This is a genomic window from Campylobacter concisus (assembly GCF_015229955.1).
GTDB classification, from domain to species: Bacteria; Campylobacterota; Campylobacteria; order Campylobacterales; family Campylobacteraceae; genus Campylobacter_A; species Campylobacter_A concisus_AT.
On record NZ_JAAKYZ010000003.1, the window covers coordinates 112779 to 128009 of the forward strand.

Consider the following 15231-nt stretch of genomic DNA (forward strand, 5'->3'; position numbering starts at 1 on the left):
TTTAGATTTTATTACGTTTTTACTTACGAAGCTATCAAGATTTAGGCGCAAAATTTTATGTTTTTTAAAAAGTTTAATTTAACTCAAGCTTTTTAAAGCTAACTCTTGGGTTTATATTTAGCTCGCTATGGTTTACAAACTCGCCTTTTAGGTATTTTTCACGTCCTGCTCTTGCTATCATTAAGGCATTGTCAGAGCAAAACTCAAGTGGAGCTAGCAAAAGCTCGCACTCATTTTTTTGGCAAAGCGTTTCAAGTCTTTTTCGTAAATTTAGATTTGCACTTGCACCGCCAACTACGCCAAAACGCTTAAAATTTCTTAAACAAAAGACCTTTTCAAGCTTGTTTAAAATGTGCCCACAGGCAGTATTTTCAAATGCGTAGCAGATGTCAGAAATATCTTTTGGAGTGATACTTTTTAGCTTTGAAATTTCGACTCTGACTTGGTTTTTAAGCCCTGAAAAACTATATTCAAGGCGTTTATCATGAAGAAGTGGAATGGTAAAATGAAACCTCTCTTTGTCTTTGCAAAGTAGGGCATTTTGCTGAACTACGGCACCGCCTGGATAGCCAAGATCAAGCATTTTAGCAACCTTGTCAAAGCTCTCACCAAAGCTATCATCGCTAGTGCTTGCTAGCTCAGTGATTTCACCATTTTCGTCAATCTCTAGGATCATCGTATGCCCACCACTTACTAGCAGGACGCCAAGTGGAAAGGTGGCTTCGCGATCTAAAAATAGTGAGTAGATGTGGCCAACTAAATGATTTACGGCAATTAGCGGGATATTTAGAGCCACGCTTAGCGCTTTTGCCATACTGACGCCGCCTATTAGGCTCACACTTAACCCTGGCTCATTTGTCACAGCGACCGCTTTTATATCTTTAAAATTTGGCAAGATATCCTCTAAAAGTGCTGGCAGTGCCTTTGTGTGAAGTCTAGCTGCAAGCTCAGGAACAACGCCACCAAAGATAGCGTGCTCCTCCTCTTGAGAAATTTTTTTATAATAAATTTTCTCTAAAGTGCGTTCATCTATTAGTGCGACCGAGCTATCATCGCAGCTACTTTCGATGCCAAGTATCATTTAAACTCCGCTAAGATCATGCCAGCAAATTTCTCTTTGCCATCTTCGTTTTTATAAAACTCGACTCGGTAAATTTTGCTGTCTTTATCGATGCTGTAGCTTTTATTTAGGCTATTTTTAGTCACTTCTTGCTCGCTCTCATCTATACTTTTTGTGCCATATCCTATGACATTTACGCGCACGTTTTTGAGCGCTTTAATTTTAAAGCTCTTTTTCACGCTAAATTTATCGCCACTTTTTAATGTAAGCTCGCTGCCGTCGCTTATTAGTGAAATTTCCTCAAGCGGCTTTGCAAACTCAAAATATTGTGGCTTTAGCCTAGTAACAAAGCGGTTGCCGTACTGCACTTTGAAGCTACCATTTTCTTTTATAACGGCTATTAGCGGATTTGGTGAGCTGTAATTTAACTCGCCTTTTTTAAGTGGGACAAAATTTATTAAAGGCTTTAGATTTTTAAGGCTTATCGCGTATGAATTTTCAAGTTCAAGTCTGATCTCTTTTTCGATTGCTTTTTTTACGCTTTTAACATCAAGATTAAACGGCCTAGTAAAGCTAATGCCAGCCTTTTTCATATATTCTTCAATGGCGATTAGATGGTAATAAGTCCTTTGCTCGGCGTTCAAATTTTTACTAGCTTCGTTTGCAAAGGCTGATTTATTTTGCGTGATAGCATAGTAAGTTAGGCTTTTTAGCATCTCTTTATCACCCATTGCGGTGTGCGTATTTTTGATGTGATACTGGTGCTTTGGATCTATTAGGTGCTTATTTAACACGTCTTTTACGCTTGAAGCAATGTTTTCAAGCTCTGGATATTTTGAACCAGGAAGTGTGCTTTGGTCTATTATGCAAGTATTGCCCCATTTATCTGGATTTTCGTCTTTGTTTATAAATTTATCTCTGTAATAGCCGCTTCCATCGTGCAAATTTAAGATGAGCGTAACGTTTTTGTCGGTTATGACGTCTTTTATCTTCATCACTGAGTTGTAATCAGGATCGTTTTTATCGACATGGGCAAATTTTCTATTCATATCGCCTTTTGTACCACGACTTCGCTCGATTATGCTTGGGAAATTTAAATTTGGCACGACCCAAAGCGAACCTTTTGTGATGTTATAGTCAGTTGCCACGATAGAGGCTGCCAAAAATCCACCTGGCTCATCGCCTTGAATACCGCCGATTAACAACATCGTATTTTCGCTTGGCTCACCTTTTTTGATAAGCGCATAGTCTAAAGTATTGGCTAAACTAGCAGTGGTAAAGGTTAGTAAAAAAAGTAAAAATTTACGCATTAATATCCTTCATAATGCTTTGTCTTTGGTAAAAGCAAATTTAAAACTATACCAGTAACCGCGCCAAGCCCTATGCCTGAAAATTTAACCGCTCCAAGGTCAAGTACCATGCCGCCGATAGCAAAGATAAAGATGAGGGCTACGATTATCATATTTCTAGGGTCTGCAAGATCGACTTTGTTTTTTATAAGCGTCTCCATGCCAACGCTTGCGATGATACCAAAAAGTAGCAGCATGATACCGCCGATGACTGGGGCTGGGATAGTTGAGAGTACAGCTCCTAGCTTGCCAACAAAGGCTAGTACAATGGCAGTGATTGCTGCAAAGGTCATGATTGCTGGATTATAAGCTTTTGTAAGGCTAACTGCGCCTGTGACCTCTGAGTATGTAGTGTTTGGCGGACCACCAAAAAAAGCAGCAAGCGAAGTAGCAAGTCCATCTCCAAGGAGTGTGTTTTTAAGGCCTGGATTTTTTAGAAAATCTTCTTTTGTAACATTTGATATAGCAAGCATATCGCCTATATGCTCGATCGCTGGAGCGATAGCGATAGGTATCATATAAATTATCGCTTCAAACTCAAATTTTGGTGTGGTGAAATTTGGCATTCTAAACCAAGGTGCATTAAAGATAGGTGTAAAATCAACCATGCCAAAGCAGTAAGCTACGATGTATCCGGTGATAATACCAAGCAAAATAGGTATAAGCCTAAACATGCCACGCCCAAGCATCATCACTAAAATAGTAGCCACTAACGAAATGCCAGCGACGATCATCGCCTCATTTTGTGTATAAATTTCAGTAGCTGATGTTGCCATTTTGACGGCATTTGGAGCAAGGATAAGGCCTATTGTCATGATGACAGGTCCAACGACAACTGGAGGCAAAAATTTATGCAAAATTTTCTCTCCGCCAAATCGGACCACGAGGCTTAAAACAACGTAGAAAAATCCAGCAAATATAACGCCCCCCATCGTCACGGCTATGCCCCATTTTTCGATACCGTACTGAAGTGGCGCGATAAAAGCAAAGGAGCTTGCTAAAAAAATAGGGGGAACATTTTTTCTAGTGATTAGCTGAAAAAGTAGCGTGCCAAGACCGGCCGTAAAGAGAGCTACGTTTGCATCTAATCCCGTAAGTATCGGCACTAATACCAGTGCACCAAAAGCAACAAATAAAAACTGAACACCAATTAAGCTTTGTTTGGGATCAAATTTATAACCCTCATACCTTTGCATTTAGCATCCTTTTTGCGTAATTTCTAACTTCTTTATCAACTTCAAAAATTTCATCAATATTTGAAATTTTAATATTTCTAAAATTTTTAACAGAGCTTAAAACGAGCCTTGAGATATCCAAAAATGAGCATTTTCTCTCTAAAAAGCTAAATACTCCAACCTCATTTGCTGCATTTATCACCACACCTAGATCAGGGTTTGCTAGTACTTCATCTTTTAGCGAAAAAATGGGATATTTTTTAAGGCTGATTTTATGAAATTTTATATTTTTTAGATCAAGTAAATTTGCATGCGAAACGATATTTTCATTGATATTTTCAAACATAGCATGAGCGATAGCTAGTTTCATGTCAGGTTGCGAGAGGTGCATCGTGCTTGAGCCGTCTATAAATTCAACTACGGCATGTATCGCAGAAGTTGGCTCTATCACAGCCTCGATCTCCTTGATGCCATAAAGCCAGTAAGCTTCCATCACCTCAAAAAGCTTATTTGCCATCGTCGCACTATCAATCGTAATCTTTGCGCCCATATCCCAGTTTGGATGCTTCAAAGCATCACTTGGTGTGGCGTCTTTTAGAAATTTCATCGGCTTTTTATAAAATGCGCCTCCACTTGCTGTGATAATGAGTCTTTTTGGTGCAGCTTTATTTTCAAGTAGAAATTTAAGCCCAAAATGCTCGCTGTCTATTGGTAAAATTTCTCTAGTTTTTAGAAATTTGCCACCAACAACAAGGCTCTCTTTGTTTGCAAGCGCAAGTCTTTTGCCAAGAGCTTGTGTCTTTAGACTAGGGGCAAGGCCGGCAAATCCAACAAGGGCGTTTATTACCTTTTTTGAGCTTGAAATTTCTAGCATTTGTAGTAGCCCAGCCTCACCAAAAAAGATATTTTTAGTTTCTATATTTTTTACGTTTTTAACTAGCTTTTCATCGCCTAAGCAGATAAATTTTGGCTTAAATTTTAAGATTTGCTCATTTAGCAAATCTACATTTTTAGCGCAGCTTAACGCCTCAACCTCTACGCCAAATTTTTCGCAAAGATTAAGGGCGTTTTTGCCGATTGAACCAGTTGAGCCAAGTATTACCACGAGAGCGACCAAAGTAGGGCTACTACGCCAAATAAATAGCCATCTATCCTATCAAGCATGCCGCCGTGTCCTGGGAATAGCGAACCACTGTCTTTGACGCCGCAAAGTCTTTTTAAGTAGCTCTCAAAGAGATCTCCCCAGACCGCAAACACGCAGACTAAAAAGCTTGAGAATAAAATTTGAAAAAATCCTTCGGTTACAAAATTTCCAACAATGCAGCCAATTACAGTGCCTATCGCCACACCGCCTGCTGCACCTTCGATTGTTTTGTTTGGTGAGCTTGGGCTAAATGGATGTTTGCCAAACATTTTACCAACAAAAAATGCACCACTATCGCTTGCAACGACGCTTAATATAAGCCATGCAAGATAGCCTACGCCATACTCTGAGTAAAGCATCCACATCATAAAGATCGGCGTGGTCGGATATACAAAGGGTGCGACTAGCTTTAAATTTTCACTTTTTATGTGAGCTAGGATCGAAGCAACCAGCATGATAGCAAGGATCGCTATGAAAATTGGATTTGTAAAATATGTAAGCACATAAAAAGCAAGTGCGGCAAAAACTAGCTGTTTGTGATCGATATTATAAAGCTTGAGCGACTCATTAAATGCAAAATAAAGCACAGCGCCGAGCAAGATAAAATTTAAAATATAATTATCAATAAAAAAAACTACTAAAATAGCAACAAACATCAAAACGCCAGTGATTATGCGAGATTGCATATCCTCTCCTTAAAATCGTTATTTCACTGTAATTATAACACTTAAATTTTAGACGGCGTTTAGGTGATAAAATTTTAATAATTAACTTCTGCAGATGTGTGAAATTTGCTTTTTGGTTTATTGGTCTAAGATTTGTTTAAGAAACTTAATAAGTATTTATTGAAATTAAATTATATGTTAATGGCACCTTTTTATAATCTCCGCACGAAAATAAAAAATAAGGAGAAAACATGAGAAATGTTAGCAAGGTTTACAATCCAAAAAGCTCGCACTGGGTGGGTGATGGATTTTTAGTATATCCGCTTTTTACACATATGGATGAAGTTGATAAAGGAACGAATCCTTTTTTGATGCTTGATTATGCAGCACCGCAGTATTTTGAGCTAAATAATGGACAACCTCGTGGCGTTGGCGAGCATCCGCACAAAGGTTTTGAGACGGTAACTATCGCTTATGCTGGTGAGGTCGAGCATAGAGACTCAACAGGTGGTGGTGGCGTCATAAAGCAAGGTGACGTGCAGTGGATGACAGCTGGTGTAGGAGTAACTCATCAAGAATTTCACTCAAAAGAATTTGGTCAAAAAGGTGGGCTTTTTGAGATAGTGCAGCTTTGGGTAAATTTACCAAAAGCACATAAAAATACGCAGCCTAAGTATCAGCACCTACCAAAAGAGCGTATCCCAGTGGTTAGTATAGGAGACGGTGAAGCTAGGATAATAGCTGGTGAGTATGAGAACACAAGGGGTGCTGCAAGTACATTTACGCCGCTAAATGTCTGGGATATAAGCGTAAAAGAAGATGGTAAGATAACGCTAGACTTACCAGTAAGCCACAATCTAAGCTTGGTCGTCTTGCGTGGCAATGTGATAATAAATAACTCACAAAAAGCAAGTGAAACACAACTAGTAAGGTTTGAAAACGCTAGCGGTGCAGTAATCATAAAAGCTATGGGTGGTGAGGCAAAGATACTACTTCTCTCAGGTGAGCCGATAGATGAGCCAGTAGTAGGATATGGACCGTTTGTGATGAATACAAAAGAGGAGATTAATCAAGCAATTGATGATTATCGCAGAGGAGAATTTGGGCAGATACCGGTGGAAAACTAAATAAAACGCACGTGGTTAAGGCCGCGTGCGTATTTTAGAAATTTTGTTATTTTTAGTCTTGATTTATTTATAAAGCTTTGTAAGATAGAGTCTTGCTAAGCTTTACAAAAGTAAAATCTTAAAAATTAAAGTGTTTTTGTATAAATTTAATAATGCCACAAAGCTTGCTTTTACTGTTTTGTTTTAAAATTTAAATAGCAAAAGATAATTTCAAATCAACGCCTTAAAAATTATTTTCCTCAAAAAAGTCGGTGTCGATTTTGCAAATTTCATATATTTGGCTTGTTTGAACGCCGACTTTGTATTTTATCATTAGCTCTGCAAGCTTGTCGCCATCTACCAAAACCACACTAAAATTTTGATTATCTTTGGCGAAATTTTCAGCTTCTTTAGTAAATTTTGCCGTAGTGATAAAGACGCCTTTTTTAATATTTTTATTTGAGATGGCGCCGATAAACTGCTGAATTTCTGGCCTACGGATATTACTGCCGTCTTTGTATCTTTTTGCTTGGATATAAATTTTAGAAAGCCCAAGTTCATCTTCATCTATGATGCCATCTATTCCGCCGTCTGGGCCTTTGTTCGTAAGATTTCCAGCTCCATAATTCATCTTTTCAAGTAGCTTTGTTACAAGGTATTCAAAAAATCTTGGCTCTTTTTCTAAAATGCTAGATAAAATTTCACTTTTTAGCTCTTCTTTTATCTTGCAAAGCGCTTCATCTATATTGTCATCTGGGGTATTTTCCGTGGCTTCTTTTTTCTCTTGCCTTATCTCTTGCTTGTAAATTTCATCGTACCAAGTGAGAAATTTGCTCTTTTTGTCCTTGCTACTTACTAGCTCTTTGCCAAAATTTGTTATAGCAAATAGACTTCTACCAACTTTTTGAAGCGGTACTTTTTCTGGCTTTGATTTTACTTGAGCTGTTGTGGCCAGATAGGATAAGGCCCAATCGGTACGATTTATATAAGTTGGAGTTCCTCTTTTTATTTTTTGCAAAAGATCTTCGTCTTTTAACTTAAAATGCTTAATTATAAATTTAGAAATTTCAGTTCTATTTGCCTCTTTCTTTTGTGCGACAAATTCTAAAATAGGTAGCATCATATCTTTATAGCTTGGTAACATTTTATATCCTTAAATGAAGCAAATTTTTGAAATTATATAAATTTTTTGGCTTAAAAGCTATAATCAAGACATGAGAAGTCTTGGCCTAACAAATTTTCTTTTAGAAAATATTAGCTTATTTGTAAATACCTTTGCTACGATATTTGCGCTAATTTTTTGTTTTGTTTCTGGTGTTGGAATCGTCTTTATACTTATCGTATTTCCACTTGGTTATATAATGGGCGCACTCTTATCAATCCCATTTTTGATATTTTTATTTTTCTTATTTTTATCTATTGATATCTTTTTATGCCTTTTGGCATCTATTTGCAATCTTTTTTAACAAATTTAGAAGTAAATTTGGGGCTTTTACAGCCCCTTTGCTACTTTATAGCAGCCATTTTTCTACGCATATAAGCTATGCGGCTTTGAAGTGGTAAGTGTTTAGGGCAGTTGTCTTCACAGCCTAGTAAAGTCATACAGCCAAACACGCCGTCATCGTCGCCGATAAGCTCGTAAAAGTCCTCGTCGGTTCGTTTATCAAGTGCGTCGATCTTAAATCTTGCTACGCGGTTAAGTCCGACCGCACCGATGAAATCAGGCCTCATGATAGCCGTACCACACGCAGCCACGCAGATACCGCACTCGATGCAGCGATCAAGCTCAAATACTTCCTGCGCTACTTCAGGCTCAACCTTTTCTTCAAGCTTAGAGATATCTGTCTCGTGGTCGGTGTGTATCCAGCTCTCCACACGCCTACTCATCGCATTCATCCAGTTACCCGTATCTACACTTAAGTCTTTTAGTAACTTAAATACTGGCAAAGGCATAAGCTCGATTACTCCGCTTTCAAAATCTTTAGTAAGAGTTCTACACGCTAATCTTGGCTTGCCATTTACAAGCATGCCACAACTTCCACAAATTCCAGCACGACAAACAAAGTCAAAGCTAAGATCTGGATCAAATTTCTCGCGAATCATATTTAACGCGATAAATAATGTCATACCATCAGTCTCTTCTAGCTCGTAGGTCGCAAAATGCGGCTTTGAAATTTTGCTTAACGGATTATATTTAAATGCTTTTATGGTTATTTTTCTACTCATATCCTATTCCTGTTCTTTCGTTTGGTGCTTTGTATTTTGGTTGAAGATCATAGTGCATTAAAGCCTCTTGAATTTCTTGTCTGCTCTTACCTTCAGCTTGCATTTTCTCACGAATTTCATCGACCTCTTTTTGGCGGATGGCACTATCTGGATGCTCAATAATATTACCTTTCGCACCATAGCCTCTAAATGCCGGTGGCATCTCCATTTTCATAATATCAAGTGGCTCATATACGATAGTCGGTAGCGTATCGCCCTCTTTCCAGCTAGTTAGAGTTCTGTTTAGCCAGTTTAGGTCGTCGCGTTTCGGATAGTCCTCGCGGCAGTGAGCGCCACGGCTCTCTGTTCTATCAAGCGCGCCTTTTGCGATACAAAGGGCTAGTTTTAGCATCTTTGGTACGCGGTAGGCCTCCTCAAGCTCAGGGTTGCCAAATAGCGCCTTGTTTGTGACTTTGACGTCTAAAGATTGTTTATAAAGCTCTTCTAGCTCTTTTACCGCTACGGCTAGACCTTCGCCTGTTCTAAAGATCGCTACGTGCTCCCACATGATGTCTTTCATCTTGTTTTTGATCTCAAATACGTTAAATTTGCCCTCTTTTTCGACAAGGCTCTTTAAATAGTCTTCCTCTTTTTTAACGAATTTTTCGATATCCGCGGTATTTATATCTATCTCGTGGCTACCGCAGTAGTCGGCAAAATAGTCCCCAACGATCATGCCCGCGACGACCGTTTCTGAAACGGAGTTGCCGCCTAGACGGTTAAATCCATGCATATCCCAGCACGCAGCCTCACCGGCGCTAAATAGACCCGCTAGCGTCGGACTCTCGCCAGTTGGCTTAGTCTTGATGCCGCCCATAGAGTAGTGCTGCATAGGTAGGATCGGCGCCCAGCCCTTGCCGCGCTGGCGACCGTTTTCGTCGGTATATACTTCGGTGTCAGCAGGATCGATGCCGTTAAAGATTTCGCAAATTTCTTGAACGTCGCGTAAGTTTTTCTCGATATGCTCGCGTCCTAGGATCGAGATATCTAGCCAAACGTGATATCCGTATGGGCTAGGTACGCCTTTACCTGCGCGGATATGCTCCATGATGCGACGACTTACGACGTCGCGGCTAGCTAGTTCTTTTTTCTCAGGCTCGTAGTCGGGCATAAAGCGATATCCGTCTACGTCGCGTAAAATTCCACCGTCGCCGCGGCAACCTTCTGTTAAAAGAATGCCTGATGGAACGATCGGAGTCGGGTGAAACTGAACAGCTTCCATATTTCCTAGCTGAGCTACGCCGGTCTCAAGTGCGATGGCCGCGCCGATACCTTCGCAAACTACGGCGTTTGTAGTATGTTTATAAACCCTTCCGTAGCCGCCCGTAGCTATTAGCGTACCTTTTGCGACGTATGCCGTGATCTCGCCGTTAACTAGATCGCGAACTATCGCGCCGTAACAGCGGTTGTTTGCGTGGATTAGCGCGATAGCTTCTTTTCTATCGTGGATTTCGACGTTATGTTTTAGAGCTTCGTTTGCTACGGCAAAAAGCATAGTGTGACCGGTGGCGTCCGCCGTAAAGCATGTTCTCCATTTTTTAGTTCCGCCAAAGTCGCGAGAGTGTATGAGCCCGTGGACTTCTTCTTTTTCTACGATAGTCGTTTTTTGAGCGTTGATAATAGCGCTTCTTTCGCCTTTTGTTATACGAGTCCAAGGCACGCCCCAAGCCGCTAGCTCGCGGATCGCCTTAGGCGCGGTTTGACAAAACATACGCGCAACTTGCTGATCGCAGCCCCAGTCGCTACCTTTTACCGTGTCGGCAAAGTGTACGTCCTCGTTGTCGCCTTCGCTCATTTTTGAATTTCCCAAAGAGGCTTGCATACCGCCTTGCGCAGCCGCAGAGTGCGAGCGTTTTACAGGTATTAGGCTTAAAACGACGGTGCTTAAGCCCTTTTCTCCAGCAGCCACAGCAGCTCTAAGACCAGCTAGACCACCACCAATTACCAATGCATCATAATATTTTACATTCATCTTCTAGCTCCTTTTTAATGGCTGATCCACACGAAATCGGCGATTAGCGCAATTATAGCAAGTATGCCATAAACGGCAAATACAATTGTTTTTGCCTTATTCCTTTTGGCAAACATTTCGTGCTTATTTGCACCATCAATGCTTATCCATTTGACATACAAGCGGTACATACCGATACTAGCGTGAACGACCATAAAAACAAGTAGTGCGAAGTAGAAAATTTCTAATTGATGAAATGCAGCCGCTGATTTGTCGGCAGTGATATGTCCACCGAAGATTATATCGACTAGGTGCGCGCTGGCTGCAAAAAATAGAGCAAAACCGGTTAAAAACTGAAACCACCAAAGCGTAGTATCAAGGTGCTTCATGCGGTCTTTGTGGCCTCTAAACATTAGATATTGTCTGTAGTTTGCTGGAAATTTTCTCATAGCTAAAAATGCATGAGCGATAAAAATGGCAAATATTACCGCAGCTATGACGTTAGTAATCCACCAAGTAGCTTCTCCAAATAAAAATTTAGCCTCCGCAAATCCTACGACAGCGTTAAATGCGTCTTTACCAAGTAGTATAGTAGAAGTAAAAACCATATGGCACAATATAAAACAGGCTAGAATAAACCCTGTAATACTTTGCCATCTATCCCAAGCGGCTGGAGTGCGACTTTTTTTGTCGTCCGACCGTTTTCCCAAAAAACCTTCTATAAGCCCGGTCATGAGCCCTCCTAAGAAATTTGAAATAAATTATCATTTCTTAATACTAATTTAAATATTAGTATTAATTGATAAAGCTAATGCTATCAGATTTTTACTTTAATATTTTTTAAACACTTATATTAGAGCTTTGAAAATTTTTTATAAAGCATGGCATAAATAAAAATTCCAAAACCACACATGATAAGTGATAATATTTGACCCATTGAAAGATTAAAAATAATAAATCCAAGCCCTGAATCAGGCTCTCTAAAAAATTCACAAATAAATCTTGCAAAAGTGTATAAAATAGCATAAAGCGCGATCAGCTCGCCATTAAATTTCTTAAATTTTCTATATAAAAATAAAATAACAAAAATAACTAAACCTTCTAAGAATGCCTCATAAAGCTGACTAGGATGCCTTGGTTGTCCAAAAACATTTATTGCCCAAGGCACATCTGTAACTCGTCCAAAAAGCTCTTGATTTAAGAAATTTCCAATCCTGCCAAATGTATAGCCAAAAGGTATGCAAACGGCACAAAGATCAAGTAGCTGCCATAAATTTTGTTTATACCTTTTGCAAAATAGATATGTCGCAAGCAAAAAGCCAACTACTGCTCCGTGGTAACTCATGCCACGAATTCCTATAAATTCGCCGTTATGAAATGGATTAAAAATTTGCCAAGGTTGCGCCAAGTAGTAGCTTACTTCGCCTGAATAGACTAAAACCCAGCCAAGCCTAGCGCCTAAAATAACGCCTATTTCAACCCAAAAAAAGTAGTTATCTAAAAGCTGATTTGAGATTGGGATTTTATCTTTTTTAACGAGATATTTTGCCATGGCAAGTGCTAAAACAAGGGCTAAAATATACATAAGCCCATACCAGTGCACGCTAAAGCCAAAGATACTAAAGGCTACTGGGTTAAAGTGGTTATAAATGTCGTTCCAAATTTCCATTTTTACTTTCTTTTTAAAATTTTTGCGATTTTACAATGATTTAGCTTTGATGAGCGAATAAGCTCTTGCCACTAAGCGCAAGGGCTAAAAATTTAAACTCGCTTGCTTCAAATTCTTTGCAAAATTTAAACAGCTCGGCAAACTCAGCTTCATTTAAATTTATGCTCCAGATCGCTCCAAGATCATTAAATTCTCTTTCAAACTCGCTTAAATTTTTAGTGGCAAAATAGTGCTCAAAGCGGCTCATTAATGAAAATGGCGTAAAAAATTTAATCTCATCTTTTATCTCAAATTTCATCACGCCACCATCTTTTATGGCTTCGTTTATAGCTTCATTTACAGCCCCTGAGTAGGCTCTGACTAACCCTCCAGTGCCAAGCTTTATCCCGCCAAAGTAACGAACTATCAAGACCCCAACGTTTATAAGATCAGCGCCCCTTAGCGCATTTAGGCTTGGCTGACCGCTAGTGCCCTTTGGCTCGCCATCATCACTTTGATTTTCAACGATTTGGCCGTATTTGTTTAGCTCTCTTGTCGCCCAAACTACATGAACGGCCTTAAAATGCTCCTCTTTTAGGCTCTCATGCAATCTCTTAAACTCACTTATCGGGCACAAAAATACTAAAAAATTTGACTTTTTTATATCAAGCTGGGCTTTAAAAATCCTATCAATCGTCTGCAAATTTGCTCTTTTTTAAAAATTTTAAAAATCTTATCAATTTGCTAATTAAAGCCTTGTAAATTCAGACAAATTTATATTATTAAGGAAAAGATAGTAGAATTTTGCAATTTTTCACGAAGGACTAAAATGATACAAACTTGCCTATTTCCAGCGGCTGGATATGGAACGAGGTTTTTACCAGCTACAAAATCACTCCCAAAAGAGATGCTACCGATCCTTACAAAACCGCTCATTCACTACGGCGTTGATGAGGCGCTTGAGGCCGGCATGGATAATATGGCCTTTGTCACAGGACGCGGGAAAAGGGCGCTTGAGGACTATTTTGACATCAGCTACGAGCTAGAAAAAGAGATCGCAGGTAGCTCAAAAGAGTCGCTGCTAAGCGAAGTTAGAAATTTAATGAGCTCATGCACATTTTCATTTACTAGGCAAAATGCTATGAAAGGCCTTGGACATGCCATTTATACGGGCAAAACGCTAGTTCGAGATGAAGCATTTGGGGTCATTTTGGCAGATGATCTATGCATAAATGAAAATGGCGAGGGTGTGCTTTCACAGATGGTTAAAATTTATGAAAAGTATCGCTGCAGTGTAGTTGCAGTGATGGAAGTGCCAAAAGAGCAGACCAAGTCTTATGGCGTCGTAAGCGGCAGGTTTATAGAAGATGACCTTATAATGGTCGATGATATGGTTGAAAAGCCTGATCCTGCCGAGGCTCCGACAAATTTAGCGATAATCGGCCGCTACATCCTAACGCCAGATATTTTTAATATCTTAGAGCGAACAAAACCAGGCAAAAACGGCGAAATTCAGATCACAGACGCGCTAAAAATGCAGGCAAAAGATGGCATGGTGCTAGCTTATAAATTTAAGGGCAAGAGATTTGACTGCGGCAGCATCGACGGCTTTGTTGAGGCTACAAATTTCTTTTACGAGCGAAGTAAATGATAGAAACTTCATTTAAATTTAACTTTGCAAGCAGCGAGGTCATCGACTCCTACACCAAACGCATAAATGACGAGTACGAAAGCGGCGAGATAGGCTACTACCACCTGCCGGTCCTTGGGCAAAATTTACTTGGCGAGATCGAGGAGTATGAAAAGGGGCTAGCTCATATCAAAAACGTCGTGCTAGTTGGCATCGGCGGTAGCAGTCTTGGCGTAAAGGCGCTAAAATCAATGCTTGAAGGCTCAAAAGGGATAAAAAGAGAGCTTTTGTTTTTAGATAATGTCGATCCTTGCAGCTACAAAAGCACGCTTAGTGGGCTAAATTTTGACGAGACTCTTTTTATAATAAGCTCAAAATCAGGCAACACGATTGAGACAATAACTATTTTTAAGTGTTTGCTTGATGACTTTAAGGCTCAAAATTTAGGCAAAAATTTCCTCATCATAACTGATCCTGGGACAAATTTAGAAAATTTCGCCAAAGAAAATGGTATCAAATTTTTTAACATTCCAAAAAATGTTGGCGGGAGATTTAGCGTGCTAAGTGCGATCGGTCTTGTGCCACTTGGTATCTGCGGCTACGATATAAAGGCACTTCTGGAGGGCGCACTTGCTTGCAAGAAGCAATACATCGAGCAAAAAGATAGCTCAATAGTCGCCAAAGCCTACCACTACGCCACTAGCAGAAATGCCAGTATAAATGTCATTTTTAGCTATTGCGATAGATTTTTTGAATTTAACGACTGGTACGTGCAGCTTTGGGCGGAGAGCCTTGGCAAAAAAAGAGGCTATAAAAGGGTCGGTCTTACGCCAGTTGGACTTGTCGGTAGCCGCGATCAGCACAGCTTTTTGCAGCTTATAATGGATGGCGTAAAAGATAAGAGTGTGACATTTATAAAGATAAAAGATCACGCAAGCGACAAGACCATCCCAAATTTGAGCCTAAAAGGGCTTGAAGAGTGCGATTTTGTGGCGGGTCTAAGCCTAAATGAGCTCATAAATTTGCAGTGCGATGCGACGGCTATGGCGCTGGTGCAAGAGGGCATAAGTGTCGATACTATCACGCTTGAGAGGCTTGATGAGTTTCATGTTGGCTGGCTCATTTTTTATTACGAGCTACTAACCTCGGCCACTGGTATCATGCTAGGCATCAACACCTACGATCAGCCAGGCGTTGAGATAGGAAAACGTATCCTAAAAACTATGCTTTTAAAGTAG

At 39.8% G+C, this 15231-nt stretch carries 14 protein-coding genes; 3 read left to right on the plus strand and 11 right to left on the minus strand.

The window, feature by feature from the left end; translation table 11 throughout:
• Nucleotides 1-73 precede the first annotated feature (73 nt).
• From tsaD to G6W45_RS06155, 5 genes are read right to left on the minus strand one after another with little or no spacing between them, the layout of a single operon-like run.
• The gene (tsaD, locus tag G6W45_RS06135; RefSeq protein ID WP_107793480.1) at nucleotides 74-1081 is read right to left on the minus strand and encodes a tRNA (adenosine(37)-N6)-threonylcarbamoyltransferase complex transferase subunit TsaD; all 1008 of its coding nucleotides are present in this window, start codon (nucleotides 1079-1081) and stop codon (nucleotides 74-76) included.
• Nucleotides 1078-2370: a M99 family carboxypeptidase catalytic domain-containing protein gene (locus tag G6W45_RS06140; RefSeq protein ID WP_194167872.1), complete on the minus strand. Its 1293-nt coding sequence runs from the start codon at nucleotides 2368-2370 to the stop codon at nucleotides 1078-1080. The genes tsaD and G6W45_RS06140 overlap by 4 nt, the downstream gene beginning before the upstream one ends.
• The gene (locus G6W45_RS06145) at nucleotides 2370-3605 is read right to left on the minus strand and encodes a uracil-xanthine permease family protein (protein WP_194167873.1); all 1236 of its coding nucleotides are present in this window, start codon (nucleotides 3603-3605) and stop codon (nucleotides 2370-2372) included. Before G6W45_RS06145 ends, G6W45_RS06140 begins: the two co-directional genes overlap by 1 nt.
• Nucleotides 3592-4701, minus strand: a complete 1110-nt coding sequence (dxr, locus tag G6W45_RS06150) for a 1-deoxy-D-xylulose-5-phosphate reductoisomerase (protein WP_194167874.1) — start codon at nucleotides 4699-4701, stop codon at nucleotides 3592-3594. The genes G6W45_RS06145 and dxr overlap by 14 nt, the downstream gene beginning before the upstream one ends.
• Complete coding sequence (locus G6W45_RS06155; RefSeq protein WP_194167875.1) at nucleotides 4683-5414, minus strand: phosphatidate cytidylyltransferase; 732 nt, start codon at nucleotides 5412-5414, stop codon at nucleotides 4683-4685. Before G6W45_RS06155 ends, dxr begins: the two co-directional genes overlap by 19 nt.
• A 230-nt stretch (nucleotides 5415-5644) precedes the next feature.
• Here G6W45_RS06155 and G6W45_RS06160 point away from each other — a divergent pair, with 230 nt between their 5' ends.
• The gene (locus G6W45_RS06160) at nucleotides 5645-6520 is read left to right on the plus strand and encodes a pirin family protein (protein WP_194167876.1); all 876 of its coding nucleotides are present in this window, start codon (nucleotides 5645-5647) and stop codon (nucleotides 6518-6520) included.
• A gap of 223 nt (nucleotides 6521-6743) precedes the next feature.
• Here G6W45_RS06160 and G6W45_RS06165 read toward each other — a convergent pair whose 3' ends face one another.
• The 6 genes from G6W45_RS06165 to G6W45_RS06190 all read right to left on the minus strand — a co-directional run bounded on the left by G6W45_RS06165 (nucleotide 6744) and on the right by G6W45_RS06190 (nucleotide 13066).
• Nucleotides 6744-7643, minus strand: coding sequence for a restriction endonuclease (locus G6W45_RS06165; protein WP_194167877.1), 900 nt, complete (start codon nucleotides 7641-7643; stop codon nucleotides 6744-6746).
• Nucleotides 7644-8005: 362 nt separating this feature from the next.
• Nucleotides 8006-8725 (minus strand): fumarate reductase iron-sulfur subunit, encoded by a 720-nt coding sequence (locus tag G6W45_RS06170; RefSeq protein WP_021091811.1) that lies wholly within the window; start codon nucleotides 8723-8725, stop codon nucleotides 8006-8008.
• Complete coding sequence (locus G6W45_RS06175; RefSeq protein WP_194167878.1) at nucleotides 8718-10736, minus strand: fumarate reductase flavoprotein subunit; 2019 nt, start codon at nucleotides 10734-10736, stop codon at nucleotides 8718-8720. The genes G6W45_RS06170 and G6W45_RS06175 overlap by 8 nt, the downstream gene beginning before the upstream one ends.
• 14 nt (nucleotides 10737-10750) lie before the next feature.
• The gene (locus G6W45_RS06180) at nucleotides 10751-11449 is read right to left on the minus strand and encodes a fumarate reductase cytochrome b subunit (protein WP_149716458.1); all 699 of its coding nucleotides are present in this window, start codon (nucleotides 11447-11449) and stop codon (nucleotides 10751-10753) included.
• Between the two features lie 119 nt (nucleotides 11450-11568).
• Nucleotides 11569-12384 (minus strand): prolipoprotein diacylglyceryl transferase, encoded by an 816-nt coding sequence (lgt, locus tag G6W45_RS06185; RefSeq protein ID WP_194167879.1) that lies wholly within the window; start codon nucleotides 12382-12384, stop codon nucleotides 11569-11571.
• A 40-nt stretch (nucleotides 12385-12424) separates the two neighbouring features.
• Nucleotides 12425-13066: an IMPACT family protein gene (locus G6W45_RS06190; protein ID WP_194167880.1), complete on the minus strand. Its 642-nt coding sequence runs from the start codon at nucleotides 13064-13066 to the stop codon at nucleotides 12425-12427.
• Nucleotides 13067-13192: 126 nt separating this feature from the next.
• Here G6W45_RS06190 and galU point away from each other — a divergent pair, with 126 nt between their 5' ends.
• Nucleotides 13193-14014, plus strand: coding sequence for a UTP--glucose-1-phosphate uridylyltransferase GalU (gene galU, locus G6W45_RS06195; RefSeq protein ID WP_103629492.1), 822 nt, complete (start codon nucleotides 13193-13195; stop codon nucleotides 14012-14014).
• Nucleotides 14011-15231 carry a glucose-6-phosphate isomerase gene (locus G6W45_RS06200; protein ID WP_194167881.1) on the plus strand — a complete coding sequence of 407 codons (1221 nt, stop codon included), beginning with the start codon at nucleotides 14011-14013 and terminating at the stop codon, nucleotides 15229-15231. The genes galU and G6W45_RS06200 overlap by 4 nt, the downstream gene beginning before the upstream one ends.

Bases quoted from the DNA above. Each gene is read 5' to 3' on its own strand.
- G6W45_RS06200 (WP_194167881.1), top strand. From the start codon at position 14,011: ATGATAGAAACTTCATTTAAATTTAACTTTGCAAGCAGCGAGGTCATC.
- G6W45_RS06145 (WP_194167873.1), bottom strand. From the start codon at position 3,605: ATGCAAAGGTATGAGGGTTATAAATTTGATCCCAAACAAAGCTTAATT.
- G6W45_RS06140 (WP_194167872.1), bottom strand. From the start codon at position 2,370: ATGCGTAAATTTTTACTTTTTTTACTAACCTTTACCACTGCTAGTTTA.
- tsaD (WP_107793480.1), bottom strand. From the start codon at position 1,081: ATGATACTTGGCATCGAAAGTAGCTGCGATGATAGCTCGGTCGCACTA.
- G6W45_RS06180 (WP_149716458.1), bottom strand. From the start codon at position 11,449: ATGACCGGGCTTATAGAAGGTTTTTTGGGAAAACGGTCGGACGACAAA.
- G6W45_RS06160 (WP_194167876.1), top strand. From the start codon at position 5,645: ATGAGAAATGTTAGCAAGGTTTACAATCCAAAAAGCTCGCACTGGGTG.
- G6W45_RS06155 (WP_194167875.1), bottom strand. From the start codon at position 5,414: ATGCAATCTCGCATAATCACTGGCGTTTTGATGTTTGTTGCTATTTTA.
- G6W45_RS06170 (WP_021091811.1), bottom strand. From the start codon at position 8,725: ATGAGTAGAAAAATAACCATAAAAGCATTTAAATATAATCCGTTAAGC.
- G6W45_RS06165 (WP_194167877.1), bottom strand. From the start codon at position 7,643: ATGTTACCAAGCTATAAAGATATGATGCTACCTATTTTAGAATTTGTC.
- lgt (WP_194167879.1), bottom strand. From the start codon at position 12,384: ATGGAAATTTGGAACGACATTTATAACCACTTTAACCCAGTAGCCTTT.
- galU (WP_103629492.1), top strand. From the start codon at position 13,193: ATGATACAAACTTGCCTATTTCCAGCGGCTGGATATGGAACGAGGTTT.
- G6W45_RS06175 (WP_194167878.1), bottom strand. From the start codon at position 10,736: ATGAATGTAAAATATTATGATGCATTGGTAATTGGTGGTGGTCTAGCT.